The sequence below is a fragment of the Bartonella sp. B23 genome (assembly GCF_053793815.1).
The window spans coordinates 1395726-1415345 of sequence record NZ_CP200033.1; the positions used below are offsets into that span (position 1 = coordinate 1395726).

Below are 19620 nucleotides of genomic sequence, written 5' to 3' on the forward strand. Positions count from 1 at the left end.
CTACTACAAAGACGACAAAAAAGGCTCACTATAAGAACAACAAGGGGAGATAATTGTAAAAACAAAAAGAGGGCTCTTTTTGCAAAGACGAAATTGGACGTGAACGATGAAAATTAATGGTAATGAAATCCGCCCTGGCAATGTAATAAATCATCAAGGAAGCTTATGGGTAGCTGTTAAATGCAACGCTGTAAAGCCAGGAAAAGGTGGTGCATTTAATCAAGTTGAAATGAAAAATTTGATTGATGGTACAAAGCTCAATGAACGCTTTCGTGCCGCCGAAACGGTAGAACGCGTACGCCTTGAACAAAAAGATTTTACTTTCCTCTATCAACAAGGCGATGCTCTGATATTTATGGATTCACAATCTTATGAACAACTTGAATTACAAAAAGATTTTGTTGGTGAGCGTACAGCTTTCTTACAAGATGGGATGACTGTCACCGTTGAACTTTATCAAGAAAAGCCTATCGGCATATCGCTTCCCGATCAAGTCACAGTGACAATTGCAGAAGCTGATCCCGCCATAAAAGGGCAAACGGTCACCTCCTCTTATAAGCCCGCAATTCTTGAAAATGGTATGCGCATTCTTGTACCACCTTTTATTAATGCCGGTGAACGTATCATTGTTGATACTAATGAGTTGATTTATCTGCGTCGTGCAAATGAAAAAGGATAAGTAAAGGAATAAAAGATGGCCCATTCTGCAATCATGAATGTCATGGTACAAGCCGCGATGAAAGCTGGACGTTCACTGATACGTGATTATGGTGAAGTACAAAATTTGCAAGTATCTTTGAAAGGACCAGCAAATTATGTAAGCCAAGCAGATCGCAAAGCTGAAAAAATTATTTTCAATGAATTAAGCAAAGCACGTCCTAAATTTGGTTTCTTGATGGAAGAGTCTGAGGAAATTGTTGGAGAAGATTCACAACATCGTTTCATTGTTGACCCTTTGGATGGCACAACAAATTTTCTTCATGGCATTCCTTTTTTTGCTGTTTCCATTGCCTTGGAAAGTCAAGGACAGCTCATCGCTGCTGTGATTTATAATCCTGTAAGTGATGAACTTTTCACCGCCGAACGCGGTGGTGGTGCTTTCTTTAATGACCGGCGCTGTCGCGTTTCAGCTCGACGAAAATTAGAAGATTGTGTCATTGCAACGGGCATGCCTCATTTTGGTTGCCCAGATCATGGAGCATATCTTATTGAACTGCGCAATGTAATGGCAAAAGTTGCTGGTCTTCGCCGTTTTGGAGCTGCTGCTCTTGATTTAGCCTATGTCGCTGCTGGTAGAACAGATGGATTTTGGGAGGATAATCTGCAAATTTGGGATATGGCTGCTGGAATACTGATGGTTCGCGAGGCCGGGGGTTTTGTAACCGACAAAGACGGAGGAGACGCTATATTTTGCAAAAAAAATATCATCGCCGGCAATGAACGCATTCGCATCAAATTAGAAGCAGCCCTCAAAAAAGGCATTTAAGCATAAGAAACGTTCGAAAAAGCATGCAATATTGCTGCAAGACACAGTCTTCAGTTTCTTAAGATAAACAAAGATGATTTATGATGATAATTACTTATTGCGGTGAAAATTGCAATTTAGCCAAATAGGCATAAACCCCATTTTTTGCGACGAGTTCCGCATGTGTTCCCTCTTCAACAAGCTCTCCTTTATCCATCACGAGAATACGATCAGCTTTTAAAATTGTTGCTAAACGGTGTGCAATCACCAGTGTTGTTCGCTTTTTCATCAGTCCTTCTAAGGCTTCTTGCACTAATTTTTCACTATTTGCATCTAATGCTGAAGTTGCTTCATCAAGCAATAACAAGGGTGCATTTCTCAAAATCGCACGCGCAATAGCAATGCGTTGTTTTTGCCCACCAGAAAGCATGGTACCGCGTTCTCCTACTTGCGTATCAAAACCGTTTGGTAAAGCTCTAATAAATTCAAGTGCATTTGCTGCTTTAGCTGCGGCAATAATTTCCTCTTCATTGATATTCTCTGCCCCAAAAACAATATTATCGCGTAATGTACCATCAAAAATTGCAACGTCTTGTGGCACATAAGAAATTTCACTGCGCAAATCTTGTAAAGAAAGGCGATTAATCTCCACGCCATCAAAGAGAATCTGACCACTTTTCGGATCATAAAAACGAAGGATCAAAGAAAAAAGAGTGCTTTTACCTGCGCCTGATGCGCCAACAAAAGCAACCGTTTCACCTGCTTTAATAGAAAAAGAAAGGGAGTGCAAAATCTTGTCTTCTGGTCTGGAAGGATAAATAAAATCAACCTTATCAAAAACGATTGCACCTTTGACAGGTTGAGTCAATGGTGCAGGAACTTTAGGTGTTAAAATCGTAGGTTGTTCTTGCAATAATTCTGCAAGACGTTCGGCAGCACCTGCTGCTTGTATTAATTCTGCACCAAATTCTGATAATTGCGCGAAGGTTGAAGCTCCAAAAACTGCATATAGGACAAATTGTCCTAAAGTTCCTGCTGTCATAGTTCCATTCAAAACATCCCTTGATCCAATCCACAAAACAGCCACCACACTGCTAAAAACCAGAAAAATTGCAAATCCTGTAAAAAGGGAACGCAAGATCACGGAAGCACGTGCTGTCTGAAAAGCACGCTCAATTAACTTTGAAAAACGCATCGCGACGTGTTTTTCAGCGGTAAAAGCTTGCACAGTGCGAACAGCACTTACCTGTTCAGTTGCCAAAGCATTTGCATCTGCGAGACGATCTTGTGCTACACGTGTACGTGTACGGACCCTGCGCCCAAAAACAACCAGCGGAATAGCAACAAAGGGAATAGCAAACAAGACAAGCAAAGATAATTTAGCATTAGTGATAACCATCATCACGATTGCGCCAATCACCACAATTAAATGACGTAAAGCGGTAGAGGCGGTTGAGCCAACGGCCAATTTTATTTGCGTTGTATCTGTTAAGAGCCGCGAGACAATTTCACCAGAATAAGAATTATCAAAAAAATCAGGCGAAAGCTTCATAATATGAACAAAAACATCACACCGTAAATCGGCAACAATTCGTTCTCCCAAGGTAATAACACAATAATAACGACAAGCCGAAGCAAGCGCGAGCAGCAAAGCCAAAACAAATAAAATAAAAAAATAAAAATTGATATTGCCGTGGTTTGAAGTGGAAAAACCATGATCAAACATTTTACCGATAGCAACGGGCAAAGCCAATGTGACAAGGGCAGCAACAGTCAAAGCAAAAAATGCAAAGATAAACAACCAGCGATAACGTATAAGATAAGGAAAAAAAACTGCAAACGAAGACAATGCAGGCTTCGTATTGGCAGGTTTCACAGTTTTTTCTGAATGGTTGGAGAGATCCATAGAATTTGGCTCACTTAACGAGGTTGTCTATAACTCTTGATACAATGATCTATCTTGAACACTTGTTTTTTACTACGTGCTCAGTTATAGGAGTATTACTTTAATCAAGTTATCAAAAAGATAATATAGACGCACTTAATAAAGTGAAAGAGTGCTATTTAATTTTATAAACACAAAAGGTTTTGCTCATGAAAGCGAATATTCATCCTGACTATCACAAAATTACCGTCGTTATGACGGATGGTAGCCAATACACAACGCACTCTACTTGGGGAAAAGAGGGAGATGTCCTTAACCTTGATATCGACCCAAGAACTCATCCAGCATGGACAGGCGGATCTCAAACCCTCGTGGATCGTGGTGGTCGTGTTTCTAAATTCAAAAATCGTTTTGGTGACCTCGGCTTATAGAAGATTACTTCTAATTCCAAACAACTAAAAAGCTCTTGCAGAATGTGTAATTATCCAAGGGGTTGGTTCGTTGTAAATTTCGAGAAGGATGTGCTTTTAGAGATTTTATAGTTAAGGTTTTTGTTAAAATCTCTCTAACGAATGCAAAGGCTCTTTTTACAATATATTGCAGTTTTTACAATATATTACAACTTTTACAAAGCCTGCTATTCTTCAAGCACATGGTTATTCTTTGTCTTTTGTCCACTGTCCCAAAGCAGCAAGATGATTCATCCGTGCACGATGACCAAAAACCCTCTCTTTAAAGCAAGATTTTTTGCATACTGAGAAATAGATAAACGCTGCTCACGGTTTTGTAAACGACAATCATATAAGAAAGAAAAAGAGCTACTGGCAAAAAATTAAACGAAAAACGCAATCCCCAGACAGATCTTACACACCAAAAATTATGATGGTTGTGTTCCAAAATTAAAAAATTGTTTTAAGATATCTTTGTCTCTAGTATTAATCCCTGCCATACATACATAACTCACAGACCGCATGTTGAATCTTCCTATTCATCATTCTTTATCCTATGATTGAAATCCTTTTACACATGACAAACAATGCATAAAAATGAACCATACCGCAGTCTGAGACTCTTTCAAGAAGCATGAAATTTATAATTTAAACAAGTAATCAATATATTACAACTTTTACAAAGCCTGCTATTCTTCAAGCACATGGTTATTCTTTGTCTTTTGTCCACTGTCCCAAAGCAGCAAGATGGTTCATCCGTGCACGATGACCAAAAGCCCTTTGCGCAGCAGCAATATTTTCATGCCTGCCACCCCACACCTTCAAGGCTGCCGCTTGCAATGCCCGCCCATAAGAAAAGGTCAACTTCCAAGGCAATGCACCCAAAGAATTCATAGCAGATAAATGCGCCGTTGCTTCCTGATCAGACTGCCCTCCAGAAAGAAAAGCAATTCCTGGAACAGCGGCAGGAACAGTCTGTTTAAGTACACAAACCGTCTTCTCAGCCACTTCTTCAACAGAAGCATTGCGTGCATCTTTACCATCAATCACCATATTAGGTTTTAAAATCATCCCCTCCAAAACAACACGGGCTTCAAAAAGTTCTTTAAACACCTTATGTAAGACGGCTTTTGTCACCTCAAAGCAGCGCACAATCGAATGCTGACGGAACGCCCCATCCATAAGCACTTCAGGCTCAACAATCGGCACAAGACCTTCTTCCTGACACAAAGCGGCATAGCGTGCAAGCGCTTGTGCATTTTGTCTTATTGCCCCTCTTGTCGGCAAAGCATGTTCATCAATTGCAATCACCGCACGCCATTTAGCAAAACGCGCTCCTAAAGCATAATAATCTTTTAAACGCTCACGAAGTCCGTCCAATCCTTCTGTAATTGTTTCCTGAGGAAAAGCTGCCAATGGTTTAGCACCACTATCCACTTTAATACCTGGCACAGCACCAGCATCACGAATAAGATCTGTAAAACTTTGCCCGTTAAATGCTTTTTGACGAATGGTTTCATCAAATAAGATCACACCAGAGATGGCGCTTTCCATAGCTTCTTTTGCACTAAAAAGCATTTCACGATAAGCACGACGATTATCTTCGTTGCATTGAACTCCAATAGTTTCAAAACGCTTTCCAATCGTCGCAGTACTTTCATCTGCTGCCAAAATACCTTTACCCGCATGAACCAAAGCAAGTGCAATATCTTCAAGACGTTCATTATTCATAAAAAGATCCTCTTTGTTCTGTTTTAATTTCTAAAAATGCGCAACACTGTTAAAACACCCTTAAACGACCATATATTTTTCTTTAACCTTCCCCTTCAAAGAATCTCTTTAGGCCTTCATGAGGGCGAAAATACCTGGAAGAATTTTTCCTTCCATCCATTCTAAAAAAGCACCGCCAGCGGTTGAAAGATAGGTAAAATCATCAGCAACACCAGCATGATTGAGTGCAAAAACCGTATCTCCTCCTCCAGCGATTGAAATCAATTTCCCTTTTCTACTAAGTTCTGCTGCGTGACGTGCCACCGCAATTGTTCCTTGATCAAAGGGAGGCATTTCAAAAACCCCAAGAGGTCCATTCCAAACAAGGGTAGCGGCTTCCTCAATCACTGCATTGATATGCGCAATAGAACGCGTCCCAATATCAAGAATCATGCCCTTTTCAGGAATATTTCCCATATCATAGAGACGATGCGGCGCACCTTTTTCAAAACAAAATGCAACGATAGCATCCTGAGGGAGCATAAGAGTACAGTGGCATTCTTGCGCTTTTTTAATGATTTTTTTTACCGTGTCCATCAGTGCATGTTCACATAGTGACTTTCCAACAGACACACCTTGCGCCGATAAAAAACTGTTAGCCATGCCCCCACAAATCACAAGATGATCAACTTTTTCAACCAAGTGATTGAGCACAAAAAGCTTACTAGAAACCTTTGCTCCACCCACAATAGCGACTACTGGACGCTTTGGATTTCCAAGCCCTTTTTCTAACGCCTGTAATTCAGCCTGCAAAGAACGCCCAGCGTAGGAAGGCAACAAATGTGTTACTCCCTCTACTGAAGCATGAGCACGATGAGAAACTGAAAAAGCATCATTAACATAGAGATCCCCATGATGGGCTAAAACTTCAGAAAAACAGGGATCATTTTTCTCTTCTCCTGAATGAAAGCGGACATTTTCAAGCAGCAAAACACCTCCATTTTGCAATTCTTCAACTGCTTTCTCTGCTACTTTTCCGATACAATCTGGTGCAAAAATAACCGGTTGATTGATTATTTTTTCCAGAGTATCCACAACGGGGTGCAGTGAAAATTCTGGTTCCACCTTTCCCTTAGGGCGACCACAATGCGAAAGAAGAATAAGCTTAGCACCATGCCTTTGCAGTTCAACGAGTGTCTCTTTGTGCCGCTCTAAGCGTGTTGTATCGCAGACTTTTCCCTGCGCCATTGGCACATTAAAATCCACCCGCACAAGAACACGCTTCCCGGTAACATCAACACCATCAAGTGTCTGAAAACTCATGACTGCTCCCTCTTCACTTTTTGTTGTTTCAAACAAACATACCCGTTCGACTTCTTTCCCATACAATTTTTTCTTATTTTCGGTTAAAGAGATATGCTATAGCATGTGTTTTCTCAATCTCTGTAATCTTCATTCCCCCTTATATTTTTTCAGTCTTCTTAATGTTTTTACAATTTTTGTCTTTTCCAGCACTTACTTTTTCGAATTCAGCCTTTTTGAAAAAAATACGCCTTATCATACCCAAATGAAACATAATAAAACGTACCATTCATCATGCAATCAGCATTTTTTTTCCAGGACACAACGAATACTTTTGTTACTGTTTTTTTCAAAAAGAGCGCACTCTCCAACTTTCTATTACAACAATAGCCCTCTGTTGCAAAAAAGGCTCCGAAGGCTCTCTTTTATATTGTTTTTGCAAAAGCCACAGCAGTATCACTCATACGGTTCGAAAAACCCCATTCATTATCGTACCAAACCAGCACACGACAGAATTGACCATCGATTACCTTTGTTTGATCATTTTGGAAAATACCTGAATGCGGATTATGGTTAAAATCACAACTCACTAGTTTTTCCTCTGTGTAATCCAAAATTCCCTTGAGCGAACCCCGTGCAGCATTATAAATAGCCGTATTAATTTCCTCAACGGTTGTGCAACGCTTAGCAGTGAATGTCAAATCAACCACAGAAACATTAGGGGTTGGGACACGGATTGACACCCCATCGAGCACCCCCTTTAATTCTTTCAAGACCAGTCCCACCGCCTTTGCCGCTCCTGTTGAGGTAGGAATCATAGAGAGTGCAGCAGCACGTGCACGATAAATGTCACGATGCATTGTATCCAACACAGGTTGATCGCCTGTATAAGAATGGATTGTTGTCATAAAACCCTTTTCAATACCAACCGTGTTGTGTAAAACTTGCGCAACAAGCGCCAAGCAATTTGTTGTACAAGAAGCATTTGAAACGACGCGATGCTCTTTTCTCAAAGACTGATGATTAACCCCATATACCACGGTAAGATCAGCGCCTTCAGAAGGTGCAGAAACAAGAACACGCTTTGCCCCCGCATTTAGATGCGCACTTGCTTTATCACGCGCAGTAAAAAGTCCTGTACATTCCAAAGCAACATCCACATCTAAAGCCTTCCAAGGTAATTGTTCTGGCACAGGCTCTGCCAACACCTTTATCAACCCTCGGCCAACATCGATCGCATCACCAACAACCTTAACGTGCCCTGGAAAACGCCCATGAACAGAATCATAGCGCAACAAATGAGCATTTGTTTCCACAGCCCCTAGATCATTAATGGCCACAACCTCAATATCTTTCCGGCCACTTTCCACGATGGCACGCAAAACATTACGCCCAATACGACCAAACCCATTAATTGCAACACGAACACTCATTTTACATTTTCCTTATTGATTTTTTCCAGTTCTTTTTCAACTGCAGCAACCACATTCTCACAAGTAATACCAAAATGCGCATAAAGGGCATCAATCGTTCCACTGGCGCCAAATCCATCCATGCCAATAAACACACCATGATCACCAATAAAACGATCCCACCCTTGCCGGATTGCAGCTTCAATAGCAATTTTGATTGGTGCCTTCCCAATAAGTGCATGTTGGTATGATGAAGATTGTAGTGCAAAGAGTTCAAAACAAGGCACAGAAACCACACGTGTTGGGATTCCCTTTTCTTCTAACAGCGCATGTGCCTCTACCGCAATTTGCAATTCTGAACCAGAAGCAAACAGCGTCACCTGAGCATCATCACTAGCCGTTAGCAATTCATAAGCACCAAGCATACAGAGATTTTCTTCTTCATATTCTTGACGCAAAAGGGGTAAATTTTGCCGGCTCAAAGCCAAAGTAGAAGGCGTTGTACGTGTTTTCAAAGCCAATTGCCAGCACTCTACTGTCTCCACAGCATCAGCAGGGCGAAAAACAAGATGATTAGGCATTGCACGCAAAGAAGCCAAATGCTCTACAGGTTGATGTGTAGGTCCATCCTCACCAAGACCAATGGAATCATGTGTCATGACGTAAACCACTCGTAATCCCATCAAAGAAGAGAGTCTCATAGCAGGACGCATATAGTCAGAAAAGCATAAAAAAGTTCCCCCATAAGGAATAAATCCGCCATAAAGGGCAAGACCATTCATCACGGCTCCCATCACATGTTCGCGAATTCCATAATGCAGATAACGCCCTGCAAAATTTTCAGCAGAAATACTTTTCATCTGACTGCTTTTTGTATTATTGGATCCGGTTAAATCGGCTGAACCACCAATTGTCTCAACAACGACTTCATTGATAACTTCAAGAGCCATTTCTGAAGCTTTACGCGTAGCAACAACAGGGTGCTCTTCAACCAATCTCCGTTTATAACTATCAATAGCACTGTCAAATCCGCCCACGAGATCTCCTCGCATTAATCTTTCGAACTCCACACGTTGTGAGACAGGAAGATCAGCAAATTTTGTTTCCCATTTTTGTCGTTTTTTAGCGGCATTTAGACTAGCCAATCGCCAACTATCGAGAATATCGGCTGGAATAACGAAAGGCTCAGCATCCCACCCTAAAGCGATACGGGTTTCAGCGATTTCTCGTGCACCCAAAGGGGATCCATGAATTTTATTAGTACCTGCTTTATTTGGCGCTCCAAAACCGATTGTTGTTTTACAAGCAATCAAAGTTGGTTTATCAGAATTTTGTGCTGCTTCAATAGCTCTTGCAATTGCTGCTTGATCATGTCCATTGACTTTATGTGTCTCCCAACCAGAGGCTTTAAAACGCGCAATCTGGTCTGTACTATCAGCAAGAGAAATCTCTCCATCAATGGAAATATTATTGTCGTCCCACAACACGATCAATTTTCTGAGTTTCAAATGACCAGCAAGGGAAATCGCTTCTTGAGATATCCCCTCCATAAGACACCCATCCCCAACCAAGACGTAAGTGTAATGATTAATGAAATCGCCAAAACGCGCATTTTGCAAGCGCTCTCCAATCGCCATTCCCACGGCATTTGCCAATCCTTGTCCGAGTGGTCCAGTTGTTGTTTCGATTCCTGCGACATGCCCATATTCTGGATGCCCAGCAAGTTTAGAGCCTATTTGGCGAAAATTTTTGAGATCCTCAAGAGAGAGATCTTCATAACCAGAAAGATATAAAAGGGCATAAAGCAGCATAGACCCATGCCCAGCCGATAATACAAAGCGATCACGGTTTGGCCAAAGGGGATTTTTAGAATCATGGGCAAGGAACTTTGTGTAAAGAACAGTAACAATATCGGCTGCCCCCATTGGCAAACCAGGGTGACCAGAATTTGCTTTTTCGATTGCATCGATAGCAAGAAAACGGATAGCGTTGGCCATCTGATTTTGTTGTTCAGTATTTGTCATGAATGATAGACCATTTCGTTAACACGTTTGTTTGTTACTTTTTCCATATCTTTTTCATTTTTTAAGAAATATTCTTCAATTTTTCAAATCGCCAGCGTAAAATTTGTTGTCATCATTTAAATAACACTCCTCCCACACTTCCTTTATGCCACACCATTTATGCCAATACTCTTAAAAAATCCAGCTTTTAATTAACAACTATCCTCTGCTTTGCTTGCTAAAATGCCCTAGATACTTAAAAATAAAAAAAATGATTCGTTTTTGTGTAAAGAACTGATAAAGGGTACAATCACCTGAAGGATAGAAGCATCATGAGCCAAGAAACGACAGTTTTGCCACGCGCTTTGGAGCAATTAGAGAAAGCCCTCAGAACTTTAGAGATTACCATTGTAAACCGCAATGCCATTATTGATAAAAATAACGAATGGGAGGAAGAAATTCAACGAATGAATGCTGATCGTAGCCATCTTGCCCAGGCACTTGATAAAGCTGAAGCTAAAGTGGAACGACTAGATGCAGTAAATAAAGAAGTTTCTAAACGTTTGATTAAAGCGATGGAAACGATTCGTGTCGTCATTGATAGGTAAAGGTTTGAAACTATGGAAACTGTTTCCGTCACCATTGATGGTAAAGTTTATCGCATGGCTTGCAATAAAGGGCAAGAGGATCATCTCATTGAGCTTGCGGCTCGATTAGATCAATATATCGCACATCTGAAAACAAATTTTGGTGAAATTGGCGACCATCGTTTATCGGTTATGGCTGGCATTATGATTATCGATGAAATGGAAGAAATAAAACGAGAAAATAAAAAACTACAAGAGGATTATGAGAATCTTTTACGACTCTACAATGAAAGAGATCGCACCATGGGAAAAATTGTACGAGACACAACGGAACGCATCGAAAAGCTCACCAATCAACTGCTTAAAGATGCCAAAAATGCTGTTGAGTTTCAAGAGCAAGAAAATTCATAAACCGGAATATTTCCACGGCAACAAACAAAAGAAATGTCCTCCAAAAGAAAGCGGTGCGCGCATTTTACCTACGCTGCTGTCACCACAGCAAGAATATTTCTCCATGAATGGTATTTATGCAAGATCCGTTGAATACTGCCACCTCTACATCTAATACAATAAATGGACCAGCACCATTATTTCATTAATCTGCTGCCAATATATTTGTCTTGTTTCAATGTGCAGAACCCTTGTATTTAAGAAAATTTATGAAAAGGGTGATAATTTTTTGGGATAGTTTTATTTCCATACCAATTCCTCTTATGGCACATAAACAAATATTTTTTACCTTTGAACAAGAGGATTTAAAATGAAAAAATAGTCCTCCATTCAAACCTCTCATTTAAGCTACAAAATTATGTATTATAATGATAAATCAATATATTAATCATATATTAGATAAAGCTTGTATAAAAAATATTTACAAAGACGATAGGGCATAAATATCCCGATTAAATGCCAAAATCTATCATAAGTACGACTTTTTTAGAAAAAAACCAGAAGCGAATTCAGCAGATAAGAGCACGACTGCCGTCCGTAGAAACGACTGCACATCAAACATCTCTACGTCCATTCTATATGCTCTTGCCAAAAAGCAGAGAGAATATTGCGCATAAATATTCAAATCCCCTTTGTTCCATCCTGAGAGACAGAAGCTATACGCAAAAGGTTTAGCAGTATCAGGCGTACCAAAGGGAATGCCTACTGTCACAAGAAACCGATTCCTCTTTGGCAAAAATCCTCTTGAAAAGCAAGTGCTGCCGCACGATTCACCATATCCTCTAAGTCCTGCGCATCTTGCACCACAGCACAAATAAAATTCCCCAAACTAAGCTCAAGCACCGCGCTGTTTCCACGATAGGCGACAATGCGATAATGAGTGTTATTTGGGCGTTCACGAGAGACACGCACACCCGTTGTTCATGACGCAGTATAAGCAACAATTACTTTTAATTGAAGCGTTTCGGCGATCTGTCGCGCCGCAAGAAAAAGTGCATCGATCCTTGTTGACTCTGGTGCGAGATTCTATGCATCCACCTGAGCATCATAAGTAAAATCTTGTTCGATTTGCCAAGCAATGCGATCCATCATAAGCACTGATTCTTCAGGATAAAGACCAGAATCTAATTCAACAGACAACATCACAGCATCACTCCCCGCATAAACAGCTGTAGCCACATCAAAAACTTTTGCCCGCGTTGAAACAGGAGATGAGATCATAGATTTCAAACATTTGTATCACCACCATAACGGGCTTTCCAGCTAAACGACAAGCTTTTATGAGCTCCATCTGCAGCACAGGAATCCTCTCAAATGGCATTTTGACACCGAAATCTTCCCATGCAATCATAATACCATCAGACACAAATAATCTTCTCTATCTGCTCAAAGGCCTGAAGTTTTTTGATTTTGGCTATCAAAGACACTTTGTTTTCGTCAATTGGCGCACTTTTAGTATATCTTCCAGACGCTGAATAAAAGACAGAGAAACCCAATCAACAGGTTATTCCAACACCGCGTGAAGACTATCCTGATCTTTTGCGTCATTGAACCAAAAGGCAAAACCGTATCGGGAAGGCTAACCCTTTTTCGATCAAAAGACGGGTTCCAGTAGACACACGGCACTGAACAAAATGACCATCACACAACTCAGCACGCACTTCCAATTTTCCATCATCAATCAACAGCCGATACCGGGTTTCACAGCAGTAAATACATCTGCATGCGGAAAATAAATACGCTGTGCATCCCCAAGAACACCATGATCATCTGAAGTAAAGTTTTGCTCAACCCACAAATCCTTTTAACCTTTAGAAAAACGACCGACACGCAATTTTGGTCCTTGTAAGTCTGCTAAAATACCAATTGAACGACCAACAGTTTTTTCAACCTTTCAGATTTGTTTGACCAAATCAGCCGTTGTTTCACAATCCGTGTAACTCGTATTTAGACGAAAAATATCGGCTCCTGCTCTAAAAAGCTTCTCAATCATTGAAATAGAAAAAGAAGAAGAAGAACCAAGAATAGCAATAATTTTTACTTTACGTATACGCTTCACGGTGGAGAAACTCCTGAAAGAGAAGGAGAATGTACAACGGAATCATTGAACAAAGACTCATCGGTCAACTGCACCATCCAATTGGTTTGATTACCCGTATCAATTTCCTTAAATTCTGCCTTTTGATACCCGCGAGGAAAACAATCATGCACCCCTTGAATGGTAAATTGGCTATCTTGCACACACATGGTTACAGAACCTGACCAGCTGCCTTTTTTCTGTGCACCTTCTGCATAAAAATAATAAAACCGCGAGGAAAGTGGCCCCTCGATCAAGGTTTTACACTCCGTCACTGGTACTGTCCACCACCCTTCACTTACCCAGCCTGAAAAAGTACGATAACCAAGGGCAACGCCAACAGACTGTTGTGTCGAATTACAAACGCGGAAATCAGCTTTTGCAAAACGAATAAGCGTGAACGAGAGCAAAATGCTCAAAAGAAAAACTCTTACCCCTTTATGAAACACACATTGCTGTTTTCTTGCAACCACAAAACCACCTTTACGCTGTAAGCCTTGTTAAAAAAACATACATCCCTTTATCTTCTCTTTTTTCAAAAATCTTCCAAATGTATCAGACTATACATTTCTTTTCTGCTTCTTATCACCTTTTTGTCAATGTATAAGCTTAAACTTTTACAAAATATTTAAAGTCAACCTGTAAAAAGTTTACAGCTTGATTCACTCCCTGTTTTTCAAGCTTCTTCAACACAACTATTTCGTCGAAAAACAACTTAAAACAAAGATCCCGGAGAACAATGCAAATGGACACAGTAACTGATCAAACACATGCTCTATCCGTAAACCAATTGCGTGCTTTTATCGAACGTATTGAACGACTAGAAGAAGAAAAAAAAACTATTTCTGATGACATTAAAGAGGTTTATGCCGAACTTAAAGGCTCTGGTTTTGATAGTAAAGCAGTTCGCAGCATTATACGATTACGCAAAAAAGAAGACCATGAACGAATGGAAGAAGAAGCTGTTATCCAACTCTATAAAAACGCACTTGGAATGACTTAACGCGATAGTATTTTTTTACGAAAAAGTTCCAGTTTTAACCCTTCTTCTTTTTGCATTTTGCGCACAAGAGTTTTTCTTTTCTTGACAGCACTTATAATAGAACTGTCAAGAGTTGCATGAACAAAAAAACATAAATAAATGGAAGGAGAAAACATCACCCAGTTCTCTAAAGGTACCTTTGTGATAAATGAATATCATCGAGAACATGCGACATTTTCTCAAAATGAAGAGGAAATGCAAAAAAACAAATAATCCCCTTGAATTGCTGATAGAAATTCTAGCAATTTGTGCAACTTATAACGCTAATATCCAAAATATATCACCACATCACCTAATTTTTGGAAAGGATCGCTTGAGGGCGCATAGGGTCTCTTATCCCGAAGAGGTATCCTTCTCGTTCAATTAAGTCTTTGAAACGTAAGATGAGGAGACAGGTTGACGCAACAATATTGTGCGATACCATGCTGTATTTTGCATAAATTAAATGACAAAAGTTACTGTAAGAACCAGAATTAGATATAAAATTTTTCAAAAATTAACACACTAATGAATATCAAATTATAAAAAACTGACTTTCAAACAGATTGGCAAGCCACTTAAGAGATTCTCACACAAGCGCAAAAAAATTGAAGATACAATAAAGAAAGCAGAGTGATGATTTGACTAAATTACGCAATCATTCAGGTGATTAAAAACTAAATTTTCACAAAAAAATAAATTCACAACCGTGAATCAAAAAAACAACACGTTGAGCATTTCAAATTTGCCCACCTGAGCAATATTGGCGATAACTGTACCTCTATGATTTACAAAATACTCTGATTAATAATTAAATCAGAAACAACAGAAAAGCCACAAGCAGCAATACGCACATCATTCATAAACATAAAATAAACTCGTCTGTATAAAATATCGCATAAGCAATAAGTAAGAATTGCTTCATTTTTAGTGTAAATTTGCGAATTTTTTATGAATGAGAAAGGAGATTTAAAAATATAAAAACTACGAACAAAGTGCGATCAAAGGCGACTATAACATTATGAATAATTACGCCATAAAAATTACACCCGCTTGATTTATAATTTCCGCTCCCATTCTACTTCTCCTACATAAAAGGCTATTGTTTTTAATAAAATTTGTTGTTGACTTCCCACTTTTTTGAGAAGAATTTCATCAAAAAAAAGAAATCTTTGAAAAAGTCGAATAAGAAGTTTACGAATCTACGCATTTCATTATCTCAGGGTAGAAAACTATGGCAATCAAAACAAAACGAACAATTTCCATCATTGATAAATTTGGGAAATGCCGATGAATTGTCTTCTATTATTGACGCAATGCAAACTTTCTTCATTCTTTAGAATCTGTAAAATCTGATGATTATCATACCCTAATAACTTAAAAAACACGTGCAAATACATTCACTTATGAGAATGCACAAGAACAAGAATATCGCTATGCCGTATGATTGAAAAATGAGAGAACAACCATCACCATTGTTCACTTCACAAATGTAATGCGTAATGTTTTTCAAACCTGCCATCTTGGCTTTTCTCGTGATGAAAAACAACAAAAACAAGATCTCATGTTCGAGATTTTATCTGCTTTGATACCTCGCACATCCTCCATTTTTATCACCTCCATAAAGTGATGACAAACTATATACCTAAAAACATCATAAATGGAGTTTTATTGGAGCGCCTTGGTTTTAAGAAAGAAGACCATACCAGAGATTATTTGATGATTTCCGAGCAATGTGGAGATCACATTCTCACCTCTTGAATGAATGATACGTGTGAACTCGCCAAGAAAACAAACCAAAGCGTACCAATGTGTTTTTACCAGATGCGATAATATGATATGATGTAAACCTTATGAAATTCAAAAGACGTTTCTTTTTCACTGTCTTTACACACTCGACATCTTTCACTACCCTCCCACAATAATTCAAACTCTCATCATGTTTCTTGTACGCACAGAAATTTTTCTTCTCTAGTACATGCGCTCATTTCATGAAGAATAATGCAACAACGGATATAAAGTACAAAAGAAACCATCACCAACATCTACAAAAATCTTCTTGAGAGAGATTAATGCCATAGCGTTATGACTTCACACCCTCTATATCTTCACGCAATAATTCTAACTCCAACCATTCCTCTTCCTTTTGCGCACAGATATTTTTCTTCTCTTCCAGTATTTTTGATAAATGTTCAAAACGCTCTTTATTGCTGCAATACAGTGTTGGATCAGAGAGTTCTTGTTCAATTTTTTTGATTTCATCCTGCAAAGCAGCAATTTGTTCAGGCAATTTTTCCAATGCATAAACCTGCTTATAAGACAGTTTTCGTAGTTTTATTTTCTCCCGTTCCATAAAGCCACGATTTTGCGATGATAGATGTTTTGCATTCTCCTGTATGCGAGACTTTGACAACTCCTTACGCTGTGTTAATTCATTATCTTTACGCGTTAACAGCGCGTCTTGCTTTCGTTGGATCATCATATCGCTATAGCCGCCAGCATATAAAATCCAGTGACCGTCCCCTTGGGGTGCTAATATATGGGTCACAGTGCGATCTAAAAAGTCTCTGTCATGGCTAACCAACAACACGGTTCCAGCAAAATCGGCAATAAATTCTTGCAACAAATCCAATGTTTCCATATCCAAATCATTGGTTGGTTCATCAAGAATCAAAAAATTTGCAGGTCGTGAAAGGAGCCGTGCAAGCATGAGGCGGGCTCTTTCTCCACCGGACAATTCTTTGATTTGTGTACGTGCTTGTTCGGGTAAAAATAAAAAGTCTTTCATATAAGAAACAACATGCCGCTCTTGCCCATTAATTAGAAGGGTATCCCCTCTCCCACCAGTTAGATAATGCGCTAAAGTGTCTTTTTCATTTAAAATACGTTGTTGATCAAGAAACGCCATAGAAAGATTATATCCATGCTTTACCGTTCCACTATCGACTGATTCTTGCCCAATCAAAGCGGAAAGCAAAGTTGTTTTTCCTATACCATTGGGACCAACAAAACCAATCCTATCCCCACGCTGTATACGCAAAGAGAAATCTTTCACAATAACGCGTTCACCATAGGATTTTGAAATGCGCTTCGCTTCAAGCACCAATTGACCAGAATCATGACTTTTAGCAGCGGCTAAAATTGCATTTCCAGTTGGCCTTTTACAAGTTTGATGTTGCTGTCTTAGTTCTTTTAATATCCCCAAACGCCGCACATTACGTTTACGCCGCGCCGTTACTCCATAGCGCAACCATTGTTCTTCACGCGCAATTTGTCGCCCCAATTTATGCTGTTCCAGAGCTTCTTCTTCAAGCGCCTTATCACGCCAATTTTCAAACTCCGAAAAACGTTTCTCCAGTCTTTTTATCGTTCCCCGATCAAGCCATACTGTTGAACGTGTAACATTTTCTAAAAATCGCCGATCATGCGAAATCACCACAATTGCTGAACGCAGAGAACATAAAACGCTTTCAAGCCATTCAATAGTTGGTAAATCAAGATGATTGGTTGGTTCATCCAAAAGAAGAATATCTGGTTTAGCAGCGATCGCTTGTAACAACGAAACACGCCGCTTTTCACCACCAGAAAGCGTCGCCAACGTCTCAGTTCCTAAAAAACCAAGATTTGCTAAAAGCGTGTTCACCCATTGCACATCCGGCGTATCATCCAGCCCCGCTTCTACACAAGTGCGAACATCCCCAAAACCTGAACACTCAGGGTTTTGTGACACATAACGAAGCGTCGCCCGCGGATGGCGAAAAATTTCCCCTTCAGTCGGTTCACTTATTCCAGCGGCAATTTTTAATAGCGTTGACTTTCCACAACCATTACGTCCTACCAACGCAACACGCGCCCCTTGCTCTACTGATAGAGAAACTTGATTGAGCAAGGGAGTTTTTCCAAAAGTTAAGAAAACACGCTCAAGCCGCAGCAGCGGCACCGCCATTAACGAACGTATTGGGGACAAGCTACCCGATGCACGACACCTCTTCCATCACGGTAAGTACATACCCTTTTCGCTTGCACTCTTTGAGGACAAGGTGCTTGGTACATGTAGCCTCTACGATCACGATACGTGCACAATTGCGTAGCATGATACTGTTGTTGTTTTTTCTGATTTACAGCAGCACCTGTTACTGTTCCTGCAAGCGCTCCAAAAGCTGCACCGGTCAGTGCCGCTTCAGGACTAGCGCCAGCAATTGCTGTTCCTGCCAAAGCACCTATTGCAGCTCCCCCCACACCATAATGTGCAACACGCTGATCATTAACGGAACAAGCCACCGTACTGAAGCCTATAGCCGAAACAACTGCCCCTTTTAAAATTAATTTTAACATATAAAAACCTCTCCTTATCAATATACAAATATGTTATTCATGCCAGCATTTCACCACCATACCCCCTCTGGCTTATTCTAATTCTAATATACCGGAAGAGCTTTTTGAAATAGGTACAGACGCCAACAATATAGCTTTTCCAGAACCTAGATAGCAAGAAAAAGTTCCACAAATACGGTTAGAAAGTGTTAAAGAAGATCCAAAGGATACATTTTTATCACAAAGCGGCCATTTTACACCCGAGAGTGTTAGGCCTTGTAAATCAGAAAAACCGATAATACTAAACAAACACCCATCAGGTAAATCACATGAAAAAGGTATTGGCAAAACCGGCCATCCTTCTTCAAGACCGCTCGTCAACAACACTGAAATGCCTTTTTCGGCCATCACCAGCGCTTGCATCATATGAGAAAGGGTATGATCGCTTCTTTCACCTCCAAAAGCACCACACAAAATAAGCTGTTTTGCCCCTTTTTGCAGAGCTCTTTCACATGCCAAAGCACTATCGGTCATATCTTTATCAAGGGGAAAAACCTCACGCGGAATATCACTATATTGACTTACTAAAGCCTGATCAGATGAATCGAAATCCCCCAACCATAACTCAGGCACAACATTCAACGCTGCTGCATGACGCATTCCACCATCAGCAGCAATCACTCGACTCTTGCGAATTTGATTGAGCAAACGACCAGTGATACTGACGTCTCCATTTAACAATATTGTAAATGTTGTCATGCCCTATTTTGCCTTTCGCAATGTTTCCCTCTGGTAAGCTACTTTTATAAAAAAGAGCTATTTTTAACAGATAATAATCATGTAATATAGCCAAAAGCATCTTTATGCTGAAAGTTTCTTTATTGTAAAACAACACATACAAGACACGAATGAAACTTGCCACAATATACTCCGAAAATGCGGTGC

General features: G+C 39.9%; 15 protein-coding genes and 2 pseudogenes. 7 read left to right on the plus strand and 10 right to left on the minus strand.

Annotation, left to right across the window (positions count from 1 at the left end; all coding sequences use genetic code 11):
* The first annotated feature begins 106 nt into the window (after positions 1–106).
* Entirely contained in the window at positions 107–679 is a 573-nt protein-coding gene (gene efp / locus V4B17_RS06135; protein WP_455479272.1) for an elongation factor P, read from the plus strand.
* Positions 680–694: 15 nt separating this feature from the next.
* Positions 695–1486, plus strand: coding sequence for an inositol monophosphatase family protein (locus V4B17_RS06140; RefSeq protein WP_455479273.1), 792 nt, complete (start codon positions 695–697; stop codon positions 1484–1486).
* Between the two features lie 94 nt (positions 1487–1580).
* On the opposite strand, the gene V4B17_RS06145 is transcribed toward V4B17_RS06140, so the two are convergent.
* The gene (locus V4B17_RS06145) at positions 1581–3371 is read right to left on the minus strand and encodes an ABC transporter transmembrane domain-containing protein (RefSeq protein ID WP_455479274.1); all 1791 of its coding nucleotides are present in this window, start codon (positions 3369–3371) and stop codon (positions 1581–1583) included.
* A 188-nt stretch (positions 3372–3559) separates the two neighbouring features.
* Between V4B17_RS06145 and rpmE the strand changes: the two genes are divergently transcribed.
* Entirely contained in the window at positions 3560–3781 is a 222-nt protein-coding gene (rpmE, locus tag V4B17_RS06150; RefSeq protein ID WP_455479275.1) for a 50S ribosomal protein L31, read from the plus strand.
* 726 nt (positions 3782–4507) lie between these two features.
* Here the strand turns inward: rpmE and V4B17_RS06155 are convergent.
* From V4B17_RS06155 to tkt, 4 genes are all read right to left on the minus strand, one after another.
* Complete coding sequence (locus V4B17_RS06155; RefSeq protein WP_455479276.1) at positions 4508–5530, minus strand: class I fructose-bisphosphate aldolase; 1023 nt, start codon at positions 5528–5530, stop codon at positions 4508–4510.
* Positions 5531–5638: 108 nt separating this feature from the next.
* Positions 5639–6832: a phosphoglycerate kinase gene (locus tag V4B17_RS06160; protein ID WP_455479277.1), complete on the minus strand. Its 1194-nt coding sequence runs from the start codon at positions 6830–6832 to the stop codon at positions 5639–5641.
* 404 nt (positions 6833–7236) lie between these two features.
* Complete coding sequence (gene gap, locus V4B17_RS06165; RefSeq protein WP_455479278.1) at positions 7237–8244, minus strand: type I glyceraldehyde-3-phosphate dehydrogenase; 1008 nt, start codon at positions 8242–8244, stop codon at positions 7237–7239.
* Positions 8241–10247 (minus strand): transketolase, encoded by a 2007-nt coding sequence (tkt, locus tag V4B17_RS06170; RefSeq protein WP_455479279.1) that lies wholly within the window; start codon positions 10245–10247, stop codon positions 8241–8243. Before tkt ends, gap begins: the two co-directional genes overlap by 4 nt.
* 311 nt (positions 10248–10558) lie before the next feature.
* On the opposite strand from tkt, the gene V4B17_RS06175 reads away from it, so the two are divergent.
* Positions 10559–10834, plus strand: coding sequence for a DUF4164 family protein (locus V4B17_RS06175; RefSeq protein WP_455479280.1), 276 nt, complete (start codon positions 10559–10561; stop codon positions 10832–10834).
* 12 nt (positions 10835–10846) lie between these two features.
* On the plus strand, positions 10847–11224 hold the full coding sequence (locus tag V4B17_RS06180) for a cell division protein ZapA (RefSeq protein ID WP_455479281.1): 378 nt from the start codon (positions 10847–10849) through the stop codon (positions 11222–11224).
* A gap of 660 nt (positions 11225–11884) precedes the next feature.
* Here the strand turns inward: V4B17_RS06180 and pyk are convergent.
* Together pyk and V4B17_RS06190 are read right to left on the minus strand one after the other, a co-directional pair.
* Positions 11885–13322: pseudogene (gene pyk, locus V4B17_RS06185) on the minus strand (pyruvate kinase).
* Positions 13319–13813 (minus strand): DUF1036 domain-containing protein, encoded by a 495-nt coding sequence (locus V4B17_RS06190; protein ID WP_455479282.1) that lies wholly within the window; start codon positions 13811–13813, stop codon positions 13319–13321. Before V4B17_RS06190 ends, pyk begins: the two are co-directional and overlap by 4 nt.
* Before the next feature lie 272 nt (positions 13814–14085).
* Here V4B17_RS06190 and V4B17_RS06195 point away from each other — a divergent pair, with 272 nt between their 5' ends.
* A complete protein-coding gene (locus V4B17_RS06195) occupies positions 14086–14343 on the plus strand; it encodes a DUF2312 domain-containing protein (protein ID WP_455479283.1) in 258 nt (85 codons plus the stop codon).
* A gap of 1252 nt (positions 14344–15595) precedes the next feature.
* Positions 15596–16122 (plus strand): annotated as a pseudogene (locus tag V4B17_RS06200) (GNAT family N-acetyltransferase).
* Between the two features lie 322 nt (positions 16123–16444).
* Here the strand turns inward: V4B17_RS06200 and V4B17_RS06205 are convergent.
* The 3 genes from V4B17_RS06205 to V4B17_RS06215 all read right to left on the minus strand — a co-directional run bounded on the left by V4B17_RS06205 (position 16445) and on the right by V4B17_RS06215 (position 19434).
* Positions 16445–18307, minus strand: coding sequence for an ABC-F family ATP-binding cassette domain-containing protein (locus V4B17_RS06205; protein WP_455480199.1), 1863 nt, complete (start codon positions 18305–18307; stop codon positions 16445–16447).
* The gene (locus V4B17_RS06210) at positions 18307–18696 is read right to left on the minus strand and encodes a hypothetical protein (RefSeq protein WP_455479284.1); all 390 of its coding nucleotides are present in this window, start codon (positions 18694–18696) and stop codon (positions 18307–18309) included. The genes V4B17_RS06205 and V4B17_RS06210 overlap by 1 nt, the downstream gene beginning before the upstream one ends.
* Positions 18697–18768: 72 nt before the next feature.
* Entirely contained in the window at positions 18769–19434 is a 666-nt protein-coding gene (locus V4B17_RS06215; RefSeq protein ID WP_455479285.1) for a thiamine diphosphokinase, read from the minus strand.
* Positions 19435–19620 lie beyond the last annotated feature (186 nt).

Bases quoted from the DNA above. Each gene is read 5' to 3' on its own strand.
- efp (WP_455479272.1), top strand. From the start codon at position 107: ATGAAAATTAATGGTAATGAAATCCGCCCTGGCAATGTAATAAATCAT.
- V4B17_RS06140 (WP_455479273.1), top strand. From the start codon at position 695: ATGGCCCATTCTGCAATCATGAATGTCATGGTACAAGCCGCGATGAAA.
- V4B17_RS06145 (WP_455479274.1), bottom strand. From the start codon at position 3,371: ATGGATCTCTCCAACCATTCAGAAAAAACTGTGAAACCTGCCAATACG.
- rpmE (WP_455479275.1), top strand. From the start codon at position 3,560: ATGAAAGCGAATATTCATCCTGACTATCACAAAATTACCGTCGTTATG.
- V4B17_RS06155 (WP_455479276.1), bottom strand. From the start codon at position 5,530: ATGAATAATGAACGTCTTGAAGATATTGCACTTGCTTTGGTTCATGCG.
- V4B17_RS06160 (WP_455479277.1), bottom strand. From the start codon at position 6,832: ATGAGTTTTCAGACACTTGATGGTGTTGATGTTACCGGGAAGCGTGTT.
- gap (WP_455479278.1), bottom strand. From the start codon at position 8,244: ATGAGTGTTCGTGTTGCAATTAATGGGTTTGGTCGTATTGGGCGTAAT.
- tkt (WP_455479279.1), bottom strand. From the start codon at position 10,247: ATGACAAATACTGAACAACAAAATCAGATGGCCAACGCTATCCGTTTT.
- V4B17_RS06175 (WP_455479280.1), top strand. From the start codon at position 10,559: ATGAGCCAAGAAACGACAGTTTTGCCACGCGCTTTGGAGCAATTAGAG.
- V4B17_RS06180 (WP_455479281.1), top strand. From the start codon at position 10,847: ATGGAAACTGTTTCCGTCACCATTGATGGTAAAGTTTATCGCATGGCT.
- V4B17_RS06195 (WP_455479283.1), top strand. From the start codon at position 14,086: ATGGACACAGTAACTGATCAAACACATGCTCTATCCGTAAACCAATTG.
- V4B17_RS06205 (WP_455480199.1), bottom strand. From the start codon at position 18,307: ATGGCGGTGCCGCTGCTGCGGCTTGAGCGTGTTTTCTTAACTTTTGGA.
- V4B17_RS06210 (WP_455479284.1), bottom strand. From the start codon at position 18,696: ATGTTAAAATTAATTTTAAAAGGGGCAGTTGTTTCGGCTATAGGCTTC.
- V4B17_RS06215 (WP_455479285.1), bottom strand. From the start codon at position 19,434: ATGACAACATTTACAATATTGTTAAATGGAGACGTCAGTATCACTGGT.